Annotated in this window: 17 protein-coding genes and 1 pseudogene; 5 read left to right on the top strand and 13 right to left on the bottom strand. The window is 46.4% G+C overall.

Features of this window, described 5'->3' with window-relative positions:
• Positions 1-2 precede the first annotated feature (2 nt).
• The 7 genes from OCY70_RS03500 to cymR all read right to left on the bottom strand — a co-directional run bounded on the left by OCY70_RS03500 (position 3) and on the right by cymR (position 6,255).
• Positions 3-1,073 carry an AI-2E family transporter gene (locus tag OCY70_RS03500; RefSeq protein ID WP_213425826.1) on the bottom strand — a complete coding sequence of 357 codons (1,071 nt, stop codon included), beginning with the start codon at positions 1,071-1,073 and terminating at the stop codon, positions 3-5.
• Between the two features lie 50 nt (positions 1,074-1,123).
• Entirely contained in the window at positions 1,124-1,609 is a 486-nt protein-coding gene (nrdG, locus tag OCY70_RS03495) for an anaerobic ribonucleoside-triphosphate reductase activating protein (RefSeq protein ID WP_213425827.1), read from the bottom strand.
• Positions 1,606-3,564: an anaerobic ribonucleoside triphosphate reductase gene (locus tag OCY70_RS03490; RefSeq protein ID WP_213425828.1), complete on the bottom strand. Its 1,959-nt coding sequence runs from the start codon at positions 3,562-3,564 to the stop codon at positions 1,606-1,608. Before OCY70_RS03490 ends, nrdG begins: the two co-directional genes overlap by 4 nt.
• Positions 3,565-3,796: 232 nt before the next feature.
• Entirely contained in the window at positions 3,797-4,012 is a 216-nt protein-coding gene (locus tag OCY70_RS03485; RefSeq protein ID WP_213425829.1) for a hypothetical protein, read from the bottom strand.
• 26 nt (positions 4,013-4,038) lie between these two features.
• Entirely contained in the window at positions 4,039-4,536 is a 498-nt protein-coding gene (locus tag OCY70_RS03480) for a PRC-barrel domain-containing protein (RefSeq protein WP_213425830.1), read from the bottom strand.
• A 116-nt stretch (positions 4,537-4,652) separates the two neighbouring features.
• The gene (locus OCY70_RS03475; RefSeq protein WP_213425831.1) at positions 4,653-5,816 is read right to left on the bottom strand and encodes a cysteine desulfurase family protein; all 1,164 of its coding nucleotides are present in this window, start codon (positions 5,814-5,816) and stop codon (positions 4,653-4,655) included.
• 19 nt (positions 5,817-5,835) lie between these two features.
• Positions 5,836-6,255, bottom strand: a complete 420-nt coding sequence (cymR, locus tag OCY70_RS03470; protein ID WP_006679671.1) for a cysteine metabolism transcriptional regulator CymR — start codon at positions 6,253-6,255, stop codon at positions 5,836-5,838.
• 231 nt (positions 6,256-6,486) lie between these two features.
• Between cymR and OCY70_RS03465 the strand changes: the two genes are divergently transcribed.
• From OCY70_RS03465 to OCY70_RS36515, 5 genes and pseudogenes are all read left to right on the top strand, one after another.
• Positions 6,487-7,749 (top strand): helix-turn-helix transcriptional regulator, encoded by a 1,263-nt coding sequence (locus tag OCY70_RS03465; RefSeq protein WP_213425832.1) that lies wholly within the window; start codon positions 6,487-6,489, stop codon positions 7,747-7,749.
• Positions 7,750-8,221: 472 nt separating this feature from the next.
• Positions 8,222-8,446 (top strand): aspartyl-phosphate phosphatase Spo0E family protein, encoded by a 225-nt coding sequence (locus OCY70_RS03460; protein WP_213425833.1) that lies wholly within the window; start codon positions 8,222-8,224, stop codon positions 8,444-8,446.
• A gap of 533 nt (positions 8,447-8,979) precedes the next feature.
• Positions 8,980-9,783, top strand: a complete 804-nt coding sequence (locus OCY70_RS03455) for a hypothetical protein (protein ID WP_213425834.1) — start codon at positions 8,980-8,982, stop codon at positions 9,781-9,783.
• 56 nt (positions 9,784-9,839) lie between these two features.
• Positions 9,840-10,835: a hypothetical protein gene (locus OCY70_RS03450; protein ID WP_213425835.1), complete on the top strand. Its 996-nt coding sequence runs from the start codon at positions 9,840-9,842 to the stop codon at positions 10,833-10,835.
• A 358-nt stretch (positions 10,836-11,193) separates the two neighbouring features.
• Positions 11,194-11,594, top strand: a pseudogene (locus OCY70_RS36515) (helix-turn-helix domain-containing protein); the annotation flags it as partial.
• Between the two features lie 35 nt (positions 11,595-11,629).
• Here the strand turns inward: OCY70_RS36515 and msrB are convergent.
• The 6 genes from msrB to OCY70_RS03415 form a co-directional block, all read right to left on the bottom strand.
• The gene (gene msrB, locus OCY70_RS03440) at positions 11,630-12,739 is read right to left on the bottom strand and encodes a peptide-methionine (R)-S-oxide reductase MsrB (RefSeq protein WP_213425836.1); all 1,110 of its coding nucleotides are present in this window, start codon (positions 12,737-12,739) and stop codon (positions 11,630-11,632) included.
• Positions 12,740-12,758: 19 nt separating this feature from the next.
• Entirely contained in the window at positions 12,759-13,055 is a 297-nt protein-coding gene (locus OCY70_RS03435) for a hypothetical protein (RefSeq protein ID WP_261948743.1), read from the bottom strand.
• Positions 13,030-13,290: a hypothetical protein gene (locus OCY70_RS03430; protein WP_261944575.1), complete on the bottom strand. Its 261-nt coding sequence runs from the start codon at positions 13,288-13,290 to the stop codon at positions 13,030-13,032. Before OCY70_RS03430 ends, OCY70_RS03435 begins: the two co-directional genes overlap by 26 nt.
• Positions 13,291-13,304: 14 nt before the next feature.
• Positions 13,305-14,021, bottom strand: coding sequence for a cytochrome c biogenesis CcdA family protein (locus OCY70_RS03425; RefSeq protein ID WP_261944574.1), 717 nt, complete (start codon positions 14,019-14,021; stop codon positions 13,305-13,307).
• Positions 14,022-14,507: 486 nt separating this feature from the next.
• A complete protein-coding gene (locus tag OCY70_RS03420) occupies positions 14,508-15,584 on the bottom strand; it encodes a sensor histidine kinase (RefSeq protein ID WP_213425841.1) in 1,077 nt (358 codons plus the stop codon).
• Entirely contained in the window at positions 15,581-16,282 is a 702-nt protein-coding gene (locus OCY70_RS03415) for a response regulator transcription factor (RefSeq protein ID WP_213425842.1), read from the bottom strand. Before OCY70_RS03415 ends, OCY70_RS03420 begins: the two co-directional genes overlap by 4 nt.
• Positions 16,283-16,284 lie beyond the last annotated feature (2 nt).

The following is a 16,284-nucleotide window of genomic DNA, read 5'->3' as shown; positions in this document are numbered from 1 at the left end:
GGTCACACCGTTTTGCGCCGCACATAATAAGTGAACACATGGGACAAGACGACTTTCAGCGCCGCAAACACCGGCACGGCCAAAATCATTCCGATGATGCCGGCGAGCTGTTCTCCGACGAGCAGGGCAAATATAATCGAGAGCGGATGCATATGCAGCGTCCGTCCAACCACCTGGGGCGAAATAATGTTCCCTTCGAGAATTTGGCAGACCGTATTGACGGCAATGACGAAAATCATCATTTTCAAAGACATGGTCGAAGCGACGATCAGGGCGGGAGCCGCTCCGAAATACGGCCCGAGATACGGAATGATGTTGAAAATGGCGACGAACAGCGCCAGCAGAAGCGGATAAGGCAGTCCGATCAGCCAGTAGCCGACATAAGCCAGCACCCCGATAATGGCGCAGACGAGCACTTGCCCCCGGATATAGCTGCCGAGCGCATTATCGATTTCCTTGAGCATCATCACCATATGCTTGCGGTGCGTTTTGGGAACATAGGCGATAACCGTTCGTTCGAACACATTGAAGTCTTTTAAAATATAGAAAATCAAAAAAGGAACGATAAGCGCCATCATAAGGACGTTGAGCATATCGCCGAGGTTGTTCATAAATTCCGTGATCACCTTGCCCACCCGCTGCTCCATGCCGTAAATCCAGTCGTTCAGACTGCTCCGGACCGACGTCGGCATGAGTGACGACTCGCTAAGCCCATCCATCAGCTCCGCCGCCTTCGCATTCAAGTGAGGCATCTGCTCGTTCAATTCCTCCAACTGCTCCATAATCATCGGAATCATATTGATAAGCAGCACGGTGACGCAGGCGATGAATACCGCATAAATGAGCAGCACCGCGATCGGCCGGGGAACTTTGCGCTCGGACAGCATATTGACGACCGGATTGAGCACATAAGCGATAATCATCGCGATGAGGAAAGGGGCAACCACCGACTTTACAATCCCGTATACATTGCCGAGAAGCGGCTTCAACATGTACAAGTAATACAGGATGAACAAAGCGAGCAGCACATATACGCCATAGACGAACAGCTTGTTTTTCCAAAAACGCTCCACTGTATTCCACACTCCGTTCGGACGAGCATCATACAGTAAAGTATGTGTAGCTAAGTGAAAATTAACTCATCCGGCTGGCCGTTCCTCATCTTCCAGATGCGCTGGTTGTCGCTGCCGCGGAAGCGAAGGCCGGGACGGCGGCGATCGATCAGGAACCGCCCGTCCACGAGCACATCCGTCAGCCGCAGCAGCTCACGCTGATGCCGGGTTCCGTCCTGCAGCAGCTCCTCCACCGTATAGCCGGTGTAGCACCAGACCGTTCGGCCCGCCTCCTTCGCGATGCGGGCCAGCTCGGCCAGCCCCCGGGCCTGGAGGAACGGCTCGCCCCCCGACAAGGTGAGATCGGTAAGCGGATTGGAGAGCACATCGGCCGCCACCGCCTCGACGCTCATCAGCGTGCCGCCATCGCTGGGCCAGGAGCTTGGATTGTGGCACCCCGGACAGCGGTGGGGACAGCCGCTGACGAACACGACCGTCCTGAGCCCCTCTCCGTCCACGACACTGTCATGGAGTATCGACATCACGCGCAAGCTCATCGATGCTTCACCCGCTCGCTCTCCTCGCTCCGCTTGGCCGAATTCCATTTGCTCATATCGCCGACCAGATAACCGGTAATGCGGCGAATGCGCTCAATGTCCTCTTCGGTCCCGCCGCATACGGGGCATGCATCCTCGATCATGTCCTGGTGGCCGCAGCGGCGGCAGCGGTCGACCGGATGGTTCATCGATCCGTAGCCGATTCCGTACGCTGCCATCGCGCGCACAATCCGATCGAGCGCTTGCGGATTCGCTTTGGCGCTGCCATCCAGCTCGACATAGGTAATGTGACCGGCGTTGCACAAGGCATGGTACGGCCCTTCGATGCGGATTTTGTCATACGCCTTGATCGGATGATAGACCGGAACATGAAATGAATTCGTATAGTAATCGCGATCGGTAATGCCAGGAATGCGGCCGAAATCTTCCCGATCGCGCTTCGTGAATTTGCCGGACAGCCCTTCTGCCGGGGTCGCGAGAAGCGAATAGTTCATCCCGGTGGCCGCCACGGCTTCGTCCATCCGCCGGCGCATATGGCCGACAATCTCAAGACCGAGCCGGCGCGCCTCCTCGGATTCGCCGTGATGGCATCCGGTCAGGGCGACCAGCGCTTCGGCCAGCCCGATGAAGCCGACGCTGAGCGTGCCCTGCTTCAAGACGTCGCGCAGCTCGTCCTCCGCCTGAAGCCGCTCGCTGCCGCGCCAGACGCCCTGCTGCATCAGGAAGGCGAAATCGCGGACCCGCTTCCGCCCTTGATATTCATAGCGCGCGGCAAGCTGTCTCACGGCAATGGCGAGCATATCGTCCAGCAGGGTGAAAAAAGCTTCCTTCGTGCGGGCCAGCAGCGCGATCCGCACCAGATTCAGCGACGTGAAGGACAGATTGCCGCGTCCCTGCGGCGTCGACGGGCCGTTCACATTAGCCATGACCCGCGTGCGGCAGCCCATGTAACAGACCTCGCTCTCCGGCGTTCCGTCGTCATGCTCCTTGTTGAAGGGAGCATCCAGGAAGGCGAAGTTCGGGAACAGCCGCTCGGCCGTCGTGGCCAGCGCCAGCTCGTACAGATCGCGGTTCGGATCCTGCTCCGCGAAGTTGACGCCGGTTTTTACTTTGAAAATCTGGATCGGGAAGATCGGCGTCTCTCCCTGGCCGAGACCCGCTCTTGTCGCCAGCAGCAGCTGTCTGATAAGCATGCGCCCTTCCCGCGACGTGTCGGTGCCGTAATTGATCGAGATGAACGGAACTTGCCCCCCGCCGCGCGAATGCATCGAATTGGCATTATGGATGAAGGCTTCGCAGGCCTGGTACACGTCGCGCTCGGTCAATCGCCATGCTTCCTGCTCCCGGTCCAGCTCCGGCTGCAGCGGCAACGATTCCAGATAGGCCAGGTGGCGCCGGAACGTCTTGCCTACATACGGAGCCAGATCGTAATCGAAGGCGGGATACGCTTGCCCGCCATGCTGCTGGTTCTGATTCGCCTGCAAAATGATCGAGGCGAGAGCGAGCGCGCTCTTGATATCCTGCGGCTCACGCATATGGCCATGACCGGTATTGAAGCCCCGCTTCAGGAGCTGTCCGAGCGGAATCTGGCAGCAGGTCGTCGTTCCATATGCGTAGAAATCAAGATCGTGAGGATACAGCAGATTGTCCTCCACGGCCTCCAGCGCTTCCGGGGCAAGCAAAAAATTCATCGCATACCAGCGCGAGCATTCGCTGGCCATCTTGCTCATGATGCCCATCGGAGAGCGGCCGTCCACATTCGCATTTTCGCGCATCAGATCCGAATCGGCGTTCCGTACAATTTCGTGCAGCGACGCTGTCAGCGGATGATGGTCCTGAACAGCGCCGCCATCCCCCTTTCGGGCGCTCCCCCATGATGCCCAAGGCATCGGACCGGCGTCTCCCGCACTCTCTTCGGCAACGTTCGCATCGCGCAATCGCGGCATAATCGTCATCGCTACTCCACCCTTCCATATCGTCTCTATTGATATTTAAACACTCAAAAACACTATATGTAGTATTAGTATTTCGAAAAAGACACAATATGTATTATCTACAAATGAGGAAGCTCGCAATATGAGATCGGTCACAGCCAGGCAGACGCCGGAACGGCAAAAAGCGCCCATGCACCGCCCGAGGGCAGCATGAACGCTTTTGATCGCTTTATTCTGACTTGTGTCCATTCCGTTATGAAGAAGCATGCGCTTCCGGATAGGGAGGTGTCATAAATTCATCGCCAAAAAATAAATCGTCGAGCGAGCTCAACGTCCCGTCTTCTTCCACCTGGAACGCCGACATTTTATCGCCGTTAACGGTCAACTCGATAAAGCATCCCCAGCAGTAGAACTGGTGGGCGCCAATTTTCCCGATATCTTTGGAATTGCAATTCGGGCATCGCATCATCGTTCTTCACCATTCCGTCCATTAGACTAATTTGATTGTGCGCTTGCGCTTCCGCTCTCTTCCACGACGATTACATCGGTGCCCCATTTCAAGCGGCTCATTCCTTCAATCTGCCGTCTTCCTTCCAGAAGGTCCGCAAGCAGGCCGTCTGAAATTTCCAGGCCTGTTATCTGGTTACCCATATTGGGCTGAAAATAAACGTCGGCGACCCAACCGAGCTGGGATCCTTCCGAAGTCATGACCGGCAATCCCTTCAATGCCGCCTCTCCAGACAGAAATGCCCGTTCCAGCGAGGCGGTGTCCGTCATCTGCACGGCTTCGCCGCTCGCAATCATGACCGCGTCATCCCCGCAGGCGGTCACATCCTCCCACCGTACCAGCATGTCCTGCTTGCGGACGCGGCTCACAAGCTGGAGATGGGTAATCTCCCATTCGGGAGTGATGCAGATATCTTTTACTTTGGAAATTTGCTTGCCCGTGCCGATATCGAACACAGGCAGGCCGATCAGCTCCAGCAACTTCATTCAGGGGCCCTCCTTCGGTTCATGGCACATGCGGCTGCGCCGCGCAGGCGCGCCTCTCCGCCGATAGCGCTCCATTCGCCGCGGGTCCCGCCCCTCGATGCGGTCTGAAGGACTTCTTAATTTCTATTACGGACGCGATTGGCGATGGTTGCAATTTGTTGCGACACAATATCGGCTTGCTCTATAGTATTGCCCAATCCGAAGCTGAATCTAACGGCGGTGCTCTTGCGAAGCTCGGACAGCTTCATCGCTTCGAGCACATGCGATACTTCCAGGGAACCGGAAGTGCAGGCGGAGCCGCTGGCCGCCATAATACCCGCAAGATCGAGATTCATCAGCAGCGTCTCTGTCGGAACGTCCAGCACGCTCACATTGAGAATGTGAGGCAGATGCCGCTCCGGATGCCCATTATACGCGACCCGATCTCCCAATCCGTCCACGAGCTTCGACCAGAGCGCAGCTCTCACTTGCTTGGTCTGGCGCACCTTGTCCTCCCGTTCGTCCTCCGCGGCGCGAAGCGCCGCCGCGAAGCCCGCGATTCCGGCCACATTTTCCGTCCCCGCCCGGCGCTTCCGCTCCTGATTGCCCCCGTGAAGCATCGGCTCCCAATCCGTCCCTTGGCGAATATACAGGCAGCCGACGCCCTTCGGTCCGTTGATCTTGTGGGCCGAGAAGCTGGCCATGTCGACCGGCCAATCCTTCAGTTGGAACGGCAGCAATCCCAGCGCCTGAACGGCGTCGGTATGCATCACAATCCCCCGCTCGCGGACCAGCTCGCCGATCTCGCGAATCGGCTGCAGCGTGCCCACCTCGTTGTTGCCCGTCATGACGCTCACCAGGCAAGTATTCGGCCGCAGCGCCTCCTGAATGCGCTCCGGCGCAACAAGGCCCGTCTCGTCCGGCGCGACGCAGGTCACTTCCACTCCGAATTGCTCCAAATAACGGCAAGCGTGGAGCACCGCATGATGCTCCACTTCCGTCGTCACGACATGAGGCGGACGTTCCCGTCCGTGCTTCCGCCAGGCAGCATGGACCACGCCGAACAGGGCCGCGTTATCGCTCTCCGTCCCGCCGCTTGTAAAGACGAGATCCTGCGGCCGGCAGCCGAGCCGATCCGCGATGCCGTCCCGCGCCCGGGTCAAGGCCGCGGTCGCTTCGCGGCCGGCGGCATGAACGCTGGAGGCGTTGCCGTACACGTCCCGCATGACGGCGATCATCGCTTCCGCCGCCTCCGGGTGAAGCGGCGTCGTCGCGGCATGATCGAAATAAATTCGTTCCATTTCGGTTCCCTCGCGATCGTCAAATATAGAACATATAGCTTTCCTGCACGTTCTCATCCTTGTACGAGATCAGATCCGCAAGCGTTGTCGAATCAAGCACCTGAGCGATGCTGTCGCGAATGCGCAGCCACAGATCGCGCTTGGCCGGATCATCCTCTTCCGTGAAATCGACCGGAGAAATCGGGCCTTCGAGCACGCGGATAATCTCGCCTGCCGTGACCTGCTCCGGGCTCTCCGGCAATATATATCCCCCGTAGGCTCCCCGTATGCTCTTGACCAGGCCCGCGTTGCGGAGCGGCGCAATCAATTGTTCAAGATAATGCTCGGAGAGATTGTTCTTCTCGGCAATGCTCTTCAAGGAAGTCGGGCCTTCGCCGTAGCTCCTGGCCAGCTCCATCATAATCGTCAGCCCGTAACGGCCTTTCGTGGATATTTTCATGATTACACCTCATTTATTGGTTGTTCCTGTTCAATTCAATGTATTCCGATTAAGGCACCCCGTATATCGTAACATAACTATCTCCGTTATGGACAATAATCTGACAGGCTATTCGGATAAAGTTCGGCATCGATCGATGGATGTTTACATAATAGGGTATATATGGTAAGTTGTTGATATATGTGATAATAGCGTATTCATGCAATTCGCAGTTCGAAAGAAGGTGATTCTGTGCGTTCGGAACAAAGACTCGTCGGCGAATTAATATACGAGTATCGGAAGAAGGCAAGGTACACGCTTCGTCAGTTGTCGGCCTTATCTGGCATTCCCAAAGGAACGATATCGAAAATCGAGAGAGGGGAAACGAAGCGCCCCGAATTGGCTACCGTTCTCGCGCTGACATCCCCCTTGTCCATTCCATATGCGGATGTCGTGAGTCATTACCTTGTGACGGAGAGGCGCAAAAGTGTTCTGCAACCTATGCTTCAGGAAGCGATTCGGACAGGTGACATCCAGGTAATGGTGAAGATTGCCGCCCGGTTCCTGGAATGCGACGGCGCGGACAGCTATGACCTAACCGCGGAGCTATACCGCATGGCCGAGTCCGTAGCCGATGCCACGGCCAGACTCGGATTGTTCGAACTTATCACAACCTACGCCAGAGAGCATGGCATACAGCCTTATTTGGCCAAAGCTTTATTCCAGACGTACTTGATTCAACGAAATGATTTCAGCAAGCTGGATCTCACTTTTCATACCGGAACCTACCTGCTGAATTACATCAATTTTTTCTCGGAAGAGGACAAGGCGTTGCTGCACTTCAAGCTGGGGTTCCATGCCTACGCGCTGCAGCTTTATGAGAAGTGTATCGAACTGTGTATCCCTGTCGGCAAAAAGTATAAGTGCGATCACCTTACGCAGGCGCGTGCCCTGCTCCTGATTTGCAATTCCTATTACTATTTAGGCGATTACTTTTTGGCGGAGCAGTATCTATATGAATGTAAAAAGTACCCTTTCGCAGAGATTCAAGAAAATGTTACGCTGACTGAAGCTTGTATAGCGGGTCGAAAAGGAAACAGCAAACAGGCCATATCGCAACTCCTCATCTGCTTGGAACAGTCCTCGCCCAATCATGCGATCCATGTCGTGAATGAGCTTCTCGAGTTATACCTCCAAGAGCAAAATATTGACGCTATAGAACAATTAATTGACGATGAATCCCGAATTTTGAATGCAGACTACAACACACCATTTAAAAAATCTGAATTAGCCCTATATTTTAAATTGAAGGCGGGCTATTACATAGTGCTGAAGGAATATGAAGATGCGATTGACTGTTATATAAAAAGTGCAATACTTTACTCAGAAATTAGTGCCTTTAAAGATTCAAATGAGTGCTTTTATTTATTGTTTAAAATGTTATCGAGCGAGAGAGTTAATCCACCAGTAAATGATCAATTAAGAGAAGCATATAATATATTACGCAAATCATAATTATTATGATGGTGGTGATTTCATGTACCAGAAAGCCTTACGTGTGGGGCTAATAATTTCTGTTCTACTGTTTGGTGTACCAACTTTCTCAAATAAAGATTTAAATAGTACTTTTGAAGATAATAGTCGATATCATTTTTTATCTTGGTCTAATACTGGGGAACCCGGCGGCTGGTAATCGTATTTAGCTCCAAGTAGCCGAAGATATATACGTCTAATACCAGCGCTCCGAGAAAAACGTATTTAGTCTTTTTTCTATACACATAATCTGAAAGATGTAAAAACGATCCTTTTTACGTTTTTACATCTTTTTTATGTCTATGGAAAATAACTTCATCTCTCTTTCTTAAGGTAACATTCGAATTTTCAGATCGTGACAATTTAAGTCGAAAAGTTTTTAAATTTGAAAAATTTAGATGGATGTTGAAACCTGAATTATATTGATATTGAGAAAGGGGGCAGTCCACTCTTAATGGCTACTCATGATGAAGAGTTAATTATTTTACAGAAGGTTGAAGAGTTACGTGTACGCTTGAAAAGAACGGTGGGTATTATGAAAAGCTTAAGTGATGAACGTGTAGTTAAGCTTAGTCAGGAACTTGATTGTTACATACTGCAGCTTCAAAAAAAGAATTACTTCAACCAAGTAAAGACTAAGGACGCGGAAAAAAGAGCAAAAATAACTGGGGGCAGATAGTTGAACTCTATAATTTTCTTGAAACATCAAAATTGCATCAAAGAGATGCAAAATCAAGAAAGAATTGAGAGGAGATAATAGATTACATACTTGTATTTGAAAAAGACTTTCACTAGTGGTACAGAATGTATATAATGTAAGGGAAATATAACCAATTAAGATATTCAAATATAATATTCTAGTGTTCCCCAATCCTTTAGATTGTACCAGGAAGACCTTCTCGTCTTCTTGTTGCAATAAATAGAGCCGATTCCTGATAAGCTTAGGCGGGCAGTACCGGGAATCGACTCCGAGCGCTCTTTCCTTTGCAGTGCAAAGAGAACAGCTTAACTAATTATAACACAACAGGGTCTTTGTACAAAGCGAAGGAAAGGGTAGCCCACATTATAAGGAGGGATGCCCTTTTGTTGTTGTTAACTCATCCAGAATTCGCGCATATCTAGAGAGGCAGAACAATTGTTGATAGTCTGTCGAAGAGTTCAATCGATTTTATGCAAGCGATGTTCACATTCCAAACTGGAGGTTAGCAAGTAATGAAAAAAATGATAATGTTTGCCGTTTGTGTACTTGGAGGCGCTTCTTTACTTATGGCTTCAGGTGCATTTGCCGAAACAAGCTCCACAATGGTTGAAACCGTGGCCGTTCACGATGTACCTGTGAAAGCCAAACCTAACGCTGTATTGGAATACAAAAACGGGGAATTTGTGGTCATCCAAGAAGAAGTTCCAGGCAACCAAGAAGAACATGCAACCTTCAATGATACCACTGCCCCCGACTGGCCGGAAGAGATTCTTCAAAAAATGAAGCATTCGGATATTGTGACAGATGAGGAGTTAAAGAACCTTCCGCACCATCCGGAAGTACAGATGATCTGGCCCAAAGCAGAAGAAGGAATGATCATTCATTATAATTTCGAGGGCGACATCCAATCCATTTACCTGAATGGCAGTAAAGTTCTTGCATCAAATTGGGCAAAGGGACCCGCTGAAAAGGGCACTTACGGACCATGGGGCAACCACAAAAATCAGATCGTTGCGACGGATAAGCAAGTTGAAGGGACGGGACGCATCACGAACTTCTTCGATAAAATTGGGGACCATGATAATGAATTGAAAAAATTTGATGTGGCCACAAAGGGTATCTATGACAATCCTAAAGCTGATACAGTGATTAATGTTAGAAATTTCAATAATGATCTTGTAGTAACTTGTTATAAAAATGATATTGGCAGTCTCCCCGATGCGGTTCTAGACGTATTTCGGACAACATTGGAAGAGTTCGGCGAGAAAGAGGACAAAAATACGAGTTTCCCGGGAAGATACCACTACTGGAAATAGAATAAGGAGGGGCGTCCCTCCTTTTTTATCATTCGTGGATAGGAGATGTGGATCACATGAGAAGAAAACGTAAAACATTTTCGCTTTGTGCAATATGTCTAATCGTTAGTATCGCACTTTCTGCGTGCACTTCGAAGAGTACTCCTTACTTATCCATTACGTTAACGACCTCCAAAGAGGATCAGGTGGTTTCGCAAATATATCAATATGAAATCGGGAAACAGAAAGTGAAGTTAGCCGGGGAAGTTCCGTATACGTCACAATATCCGCTTGGAGCCTATGATGCAGGCAACGAGATCATTTATTATTCTTCACGAACAAGCGATGGCAAGTCGGATCAGTTATTTTCCATGGATTTGAAAACCGGCAAAATCGAGCAATTGACGACAGAACTGTATGCTATTAACCATATTGTTGTTGTAGATGGTATGGTCATTATGGATGCTTCTTTTAAAGACAGCTACGATAATCATATAAAGCCTATCGTATCGTATCATCCGCAGACGAAAGAATTGAAACCCTGGTGGGATCTAAACAAAGACGACACGACCGTATGGGATTTAAAATACAATGGAGCGACCGGGACGATTTATGCGGCAACTTATTCTTGGAAAGAAAGATTCAAAAAGGTAGAGAAGGCAAATAAGCTACACATCAAACCTGAACCTCCCCTTTTCACCGTAAAAGAATATGACGTGCAGGGGAATAAGATCAAGGAATTGTTTCATACAAAGAAAGAGGAATTAGTCTTCTTTTCCTTAGCTCATGATGGGAAAACGGCTATATACGGAAGCGCTCCCTATGTGAACACCCCGAGACACTATACAATTATTGACCTTTCCACAGGACAAGTACAATTGTTCACTGTGTTTGAAGCGATAAGCGATGCCTTTTTTGAGCCAGGTAATTCAAATGTGCTTCTCGTCTTAGGTATATATAAAGATAAGCGCGGTGTATATCGGTATGATCGCCCGACAGGTAACGTGGAACTGCGGCTGGAGGAGCCGGTGAAGAACGGGGCCATTAACAACTTTACGATTATGGCGGAATAAGGCCGAAAATGTACGGAAAAAATCTTTTTTCTCAATTCTGGCCTCTTCTGTAGTTGCAACAATGGTATCTGCTTCACCGACTCCCCCTGTTTCTTCATCGTCAATTACAAGTACGACTGGTGAAAAAACGAAAAATGATACTTCTCATGAAAATACATTGGGTATTTTTGACATGTACTATATACGGCGCACCACACCAACATCTATTTAAAATATTTCTTCGCCGTTATAAATGAAAACACCTATAAAGACTGGAAAATTAAAAGACTAGTAGAGGTTGAGGTGTTTTCATATGTTTGCAGCAAATTTAAAGGAAGGCCAACTCGAAGAACTACTTCACATTCCGTAGCCGTGGTATATCGATCGCGTCGATTTCAGTCTGGAAACCAAACAGTTAGACGTGTATGTGAAGTTTCGTAAAAGAGCCCTGTTCCCTTGCTTGAATTGTGGGACGCCAGACCAACCCGTTCGGGATAGCGCCAATCCGGATCGTACATGGCGTCATCTCAATTTCTTCGATATCCGAGTTACATTCATGCCTAGCTTCCTAGAACGAATTGTGGAAAGTGCAATACCATCACCCGAGTAAGCGTACCCTGGGCCTTGGACAAGCCGAAGCACTATTTCACCCTGCACTTCGATGCGCTTGTTATTACGCCGGCTAAAGATATGCTGATGAATGCCGTGAGGCGATTTGTCGGTGAGCACGACACTCGCTTATGGCGAATTTTGCATCACTACGACGATAAAGCTATTGCAATACATTCAACACACGAACGAATCCCTCAAGATTTTTATTTTACTAAAAACTCCAGATATCCATAGCCAGCTGCTTTCATTTCCGCTTTGGGAATAAAGGTAATAGCTGCACTATTAATACAATATCGCAAGCCTCCTTTATCGACCGGACCATCATTAAATACATGCCCCAAATGGCTGTCTCCTGCTCGGCTTCTTACTTCTGTTCGTATCATGTTATAGCTTGTATCCTCATATTCCAATACAACGGCCGGATCTATCGGTTTGGTGAAGCTAGGCCAGCCGCACATAGAGTCGTATTTATCCGTGGAGGAGAATAAGGGCTCCCCTGTAACAACATCTGCATAAATGCCTGGTTCTTCATTATCCCAATATTCATTCGAAAAAGCTCTTTCTGTTCCTTTACCTTGGGTAACCTCATACTGCTCTTTCGTTAATTTTGCTTTAATTTCTGCATCACTCGGCTTAGGATAAAGTGCAGGGTCAATTAATGAAGGGATTTCCTGATCTTTTAATGAATCAAATTGCACGTGACAATAGCCATTCGGATTTTTCTCCAAATAATCCTGATGATACTCCTCTGCTAGTGTATAGTTTTTTAACGGCTCTACCTCAGTTACAATTGGAGCATCATAACGTTGCTGTTCCTTTGCAATAATCTGATCTATGATCTGTTTATCTTCTTCATTTTTGTAAAAAATACCTGTACGGTATTGCTCTCCTCGATCATTTCCTTGCTGATTAAGCAGGGTTGGATCAATAATTTTAAAATAATACGTAAGCAGCTTCTCTAAATTAACTCGCTCAGGATCAAATTTGACGTGTACTGTTTCGGCGTAACCTGTATTTCCACGAACCACTTTTTCATAGGTTGGGTTTTCAATATTTCCATTTGCATAGCCTGATGTTACATCGTATACGCCATATACTTTCGACATATATGCTTCTACTCCCCAGAAGCAGCCACCGGCAAGCCATATTTCTTTTAGCTTACTCTCATCAAAGGATAATCCCTTATTTGGATTCTCCGGATATTTAGATTGTACTTTTTTAGTCGTCATTTGGCCGCTAGTTTCTGTTATAGTCCCACATCCCACTAAAACTAAAGCCAAACCAAAAAGTAAAAACAATACCAATTTTTTCATTATTCTTCATGACCTTTCCTTATTTAATTGTTGCAAAACTTTCTCTAATTTGTTTATTATCAACATGGCCAGGAACTGTTTTCACTATCATTCCGTTAGAGTCAATGTAAGAGGATGTTGGATATCCTCTCACTTGAAATTGTTCGGCAATTTTTCCACCTTCATCTAACATTACAATCAGATCGGGGGCCTCCTCTACTCCGCTAAACCACTTTTTAAATGCTTCTGTATCTTTTTCATTCTTATAGCCCGGAGCTACAATAGTTAATACTATAAAGTCTTTTTCCTCTTTACTTAAGTTGTTTATTTCTTCCAATCCAGCTAAGCAAATAGGACACCATGAAGCCCAAAACTTCACATACACCTTTTTTTCCAGAATAATCCTTTAAGCTATGTGAATTTCCGTGAACATCCTTCAACATAAAGTTCGGTGCACTTTTTGCATTTATTGTGGGTGCACTTTCTCTATTTCCTGCCGTACTATTCGATGAGCAAGCGGAAAGAACGAAAGCAAAAATAATTCCAAGGGTAACTAACACATTTTTTTTCATAAAATCGTACCCCTTTACTGTGAAATAAGTGTGGTAAACCAGTTCAAATTATTAGTCATCAAAAACAAACCCATGATAATAATGATTACTCCTCCTGCAATCTTTAATTTTTCTAAATGTCGATTAATTTTTTTCAACCTTCGTAACACAATATCTGAAAAAAATGCTATTATTAAAAAAGGGATGAGTAAACCAAGTGCATATAAAAACATAAGGAAAGCCCCATATGTTGCTTGACCTTCACTTGCTGATAATCCTAAAACTGCCCCTAAAATTGGTCCGATGCATGGGGTCCAACCAATACTAAATGTAAAGCCCAGCAAGTAGGTGCCAATCAAATCCCCCTTACCGCTGCGACCTGTATGGAGCTTTTTTTCCCGATTTAAAAAGGTTATAGGGAAAAGACCTACTTGATGTAAACCAAGCAAAATCACTATACTTCCACAAATTACAATAAACCACTGAGTATTAATTACGGATCCCAGAATCCCAGCACCAAACCCTAATAAAACAAAACTAGTAGATAGTCCTATAATAAAAATAATCGTCTTTACAATTAAATGTGGATTGATCATGATCTTACCTAAAAGTTTTTTATGTTCCACTGGCTCCTGATTATTGGTTGATAAAATTGAAATATAAACAGGCATTAATGGCAATATGCATGGAGAAAAAAAAGACAATAAGCCTGCAACAAAAACTGAACCCCATACTAACTGTTCAATTGGCAATCAAGACACCTCCTACATTTTTCAAAAAGAAAATCAAATACTAGTGTTTCATTAAATCAAAAGAAAAATGATTTTACAGTTACAGCACCATTAGGAATAAAATCAAGAATATTCGAACAAGTTAAAGAACAACAACGATTAGGCACCATATTTGGATTGAAGAAGAATGAAAAAGCAGCTAATTTTTTACTAAACGATACATTCGGAAATCCAATAGAGTTATATAAGTTACTCACAAATGCACCCATAATATTACTTTTCTACAGGGGAAAATTATGTCCATACAGTAGTATTCAGTTACACAGTTATCGTCAAGCAATAAATGAAATTTAAACATTTGGCGTACAATTAATTACCATTTCAACTCAACAGCCTGACAATTGCCCTACTTTTTCACAGCCAGGTTGGGAGATAATTGATAAAAAGAAGATAAACGAAGAATATAGACGAATTTTACTAGATGGAATAATATACACAAGATCATAACTATTTAGTAAAATAGGAATTCTCGTTCAATTCGAATTCACTGCCAAATTCATTTGGGATTCGAATAATAAAAATACTTCCTATCCCTTGACCCGATGTCACGGTCAGTCTACCGTGGATAAATTCCGTGAGTTCCTTGGCAATTGCAAGTCCTAATCCAGATCCGCCATACTGCTGATTCCGTGATTTTTCAACTCGATAAAACCGTTCAAAAATTTTATCCATTTCATCTTGAGGAATTCCAATTCCCTCATCTTTAACCTCTATATACGTGTAGGTATCATCACAATGAATGTGAAGCCTGATACTGGTTCCTGGTTTGGAGAATTTGATAGCGTTCCCTACCAAATTATATAAAATTCGTTGAATACAAACCTTGTCTGTTCGAACAGATACACAGTCCTCGCTAATATTAACATCAATGACTCGATTTTCTCGCGAGATTTGAGCTTCAAATCCTTGCAGGGTATCCAATATCAACTCATCAATCCAAACAACTTCCGGCTTGAAAGCAATTTCCTTATCATCTATGGATGCGATGGCCAATAGCTCATTAGCAAACGATACCACCCGTTCGGTTTGCTTACCAATACCAAGCAAATAATTTTGAACTTCTGTTGGATCAGTTACTACTTCATCGACCAAGGCCTCCCAATAAGATTTTATGGAGGCAATTGGTGTTTTTATGTCATGCGATAAATTAGCAATCAATTCGTTTCGACGACGCTCTTCGTCTTGAAGCATTTTGATTTTCGCTTTAATTCCAAGTCCCATTTTGTGCATGGATTCAGCAAGCTCACGCAATTCCACAACACGACTTTTGTTTAAAAGCTGATCGTAGTGTCCTCTGGCAATATCTTGACTTTGCTTATTCAACCGTGTTATATGCCGCGCCATAGGGAAAATAAACAGTGAATTTATCAAAAACGACAATACACTGGAGGATACCGTGATCATCATTGCTATCCTCAATCTGTCATAGTCTAAAAACATCTGTTTATAAGCAACAAATAGAATCAGTGTCACGATAATTAAACTAATTAGATACGAAAGCAACACCAAGGTGCGAAGTTTCATGACACTGTGTCTCCTTCCCTCTTGAACTGATACCCAAGTCCCCACACAGTTTTAATAAATATAGACTCCTGTCCGGCCTTTGAAGCTATTTTCTCCCTTAAATGATGGATATGAACATTTACGGTGTTGGCATCCTCATAGTAATCATATCCCCATACTTCTTTTAGCAATTCGGACTTTGGGATAACTCGGTGCTTCTCCTGAACAAGGAACCACAACAGATCGAATTCTTTATTTGTGAGATCTAGCAGCTCCCCGTGAAGTTTTGCCACCCGCTCCTCCCGATTCAAATACAATTCTCCATCATTTAGGGATGAAATTCGAGGCTTCGATTTTTGTGATCGCTTGATAATATTTTTGATTCGGAAAACAAGCTCTCGTGGGCTAAATGGCTTGGTCATATAATCATCTGCTCCTAATGCCAAACCGTATAAGGTATCCTTCTCCTGATTTAGCGCGGTCAAAAATAAGAATGGAATATCAAATCCTTGATTTCGGATCGATTCTATGAACTCGTAGCCATTCATTTTAGGCATCATCACATCAATAATTATAAAATCGATAACCTGGTTATGAACTAAATGCTCCGCTTCTTCTCCGTTGCTCGCTGTATATACCCTATAGCCATCATTTTGCAAATATAGCTGACAAACATCTACAATCGGCTGTTCGTCATCAACAATCAATATGGATAGCAATT

The organism is Paenibacillus melissococcoides (genome assembly GCA_944800085.1).
GTDB classification, from domain to species: domain Bacteria; phylum Bacillota; class Bacilli; order Paenibacillales; family Paenibacillaceae; genus Paenibacillus_B; species Paenibacillus_B melissococcoides.
Note: the sequence above shows the minus strand (reverse complement) of the source record. Positions and strands in the feature narration are given on the sequence as shown.

Excerpts from the sequence above, each read along its gene's own strand:
- nrdG (WP_213425827.1), bottom strand. The coding sequence starts at position 1,609 with ATGAGCTTGCGCGTGATGTCGATACTCCATGACAGTGTCGTGGACGGA.
- OCY70_RS03490 (WP_213425828.1), bottom strand. The coding sequence starts at position 3,564 with ATGACGATTATGCCGCGATTGCGCGATGCGAACGTTGCCGAAGAGAGT.
- OCY70_RS03485 (WP_213425829.1), bottom strand. The coding sequence starts at position 4,012 with ATGATGCGATGCCCGAATTGCAATTCCAAAGATATCGGGAAAATTGGC.
- OCY70_RS03480 (WP_213425830.1), bottom strand. The coding sequence starts at position 4,536 with ATGAAGTTGCTGGAGCTGATCGGCCTGCCTGTGTTCGATATCGGCACG.
- OCY70_RS03475 (WP_213425831.1), bottom strand. The coding sequence starts at position 5,816 with ATGGAACGAATTTATTTCGATCATGCCGCGACGACGCCGCTTCACCCG.
- cymR (WP_006679671.1), bottom strand. The coding sequence starts at position 6,255 with ATGAAAATATCCACGAAAGGCCGTTACGGGCTGACGATTATGATGGAG.
- OCY70_RS03460 (WP_213425833.1), top strand. The coding sequence starts at position 8,222 with ATGGCTACTCATGATGAAGAGTTAATTATTTTACAGAAGGTTGAAGAG.
- OCY70_RS03455 (WP_213425834.1), top strand. The coding sequence starts at position 8,980 with ATGAAAAAAATGATAATGTTTGCCGTTTGTGTACTTGGAGGCGCTTCT.
- OCY70_RS03450 (WP_213425835.1), top strand. The coding sequence starts at position 9,840 with ATGAGAAGAAAACGTAAAACATTTTCGCTTTGTGCAATATGTCTAATC.
- msrB (WP_213425836.1), bottom strand. The coding sequence starts at position 12,739 with ATGAAAAAATTGGTATTGTTTTTACTTTTTGGTTTGGCTTTAGTTTTA.
- OCY70_RS03430 (WP_261944575.1), bottom strand. The coding sequence starts at position 13,290 with ATGAAAAAAAATGTGTTAGTTACCCTTGGAATTATTTTTGCTTTCGTT.
- OCY70_RS03420 (WP_213425841.1), bottom strand. The coding sequence starts at position 15,584 with ATGAAACTTCGCACCTTGGTGTTGCTTTCGTATCTAATTAGTTTAATT.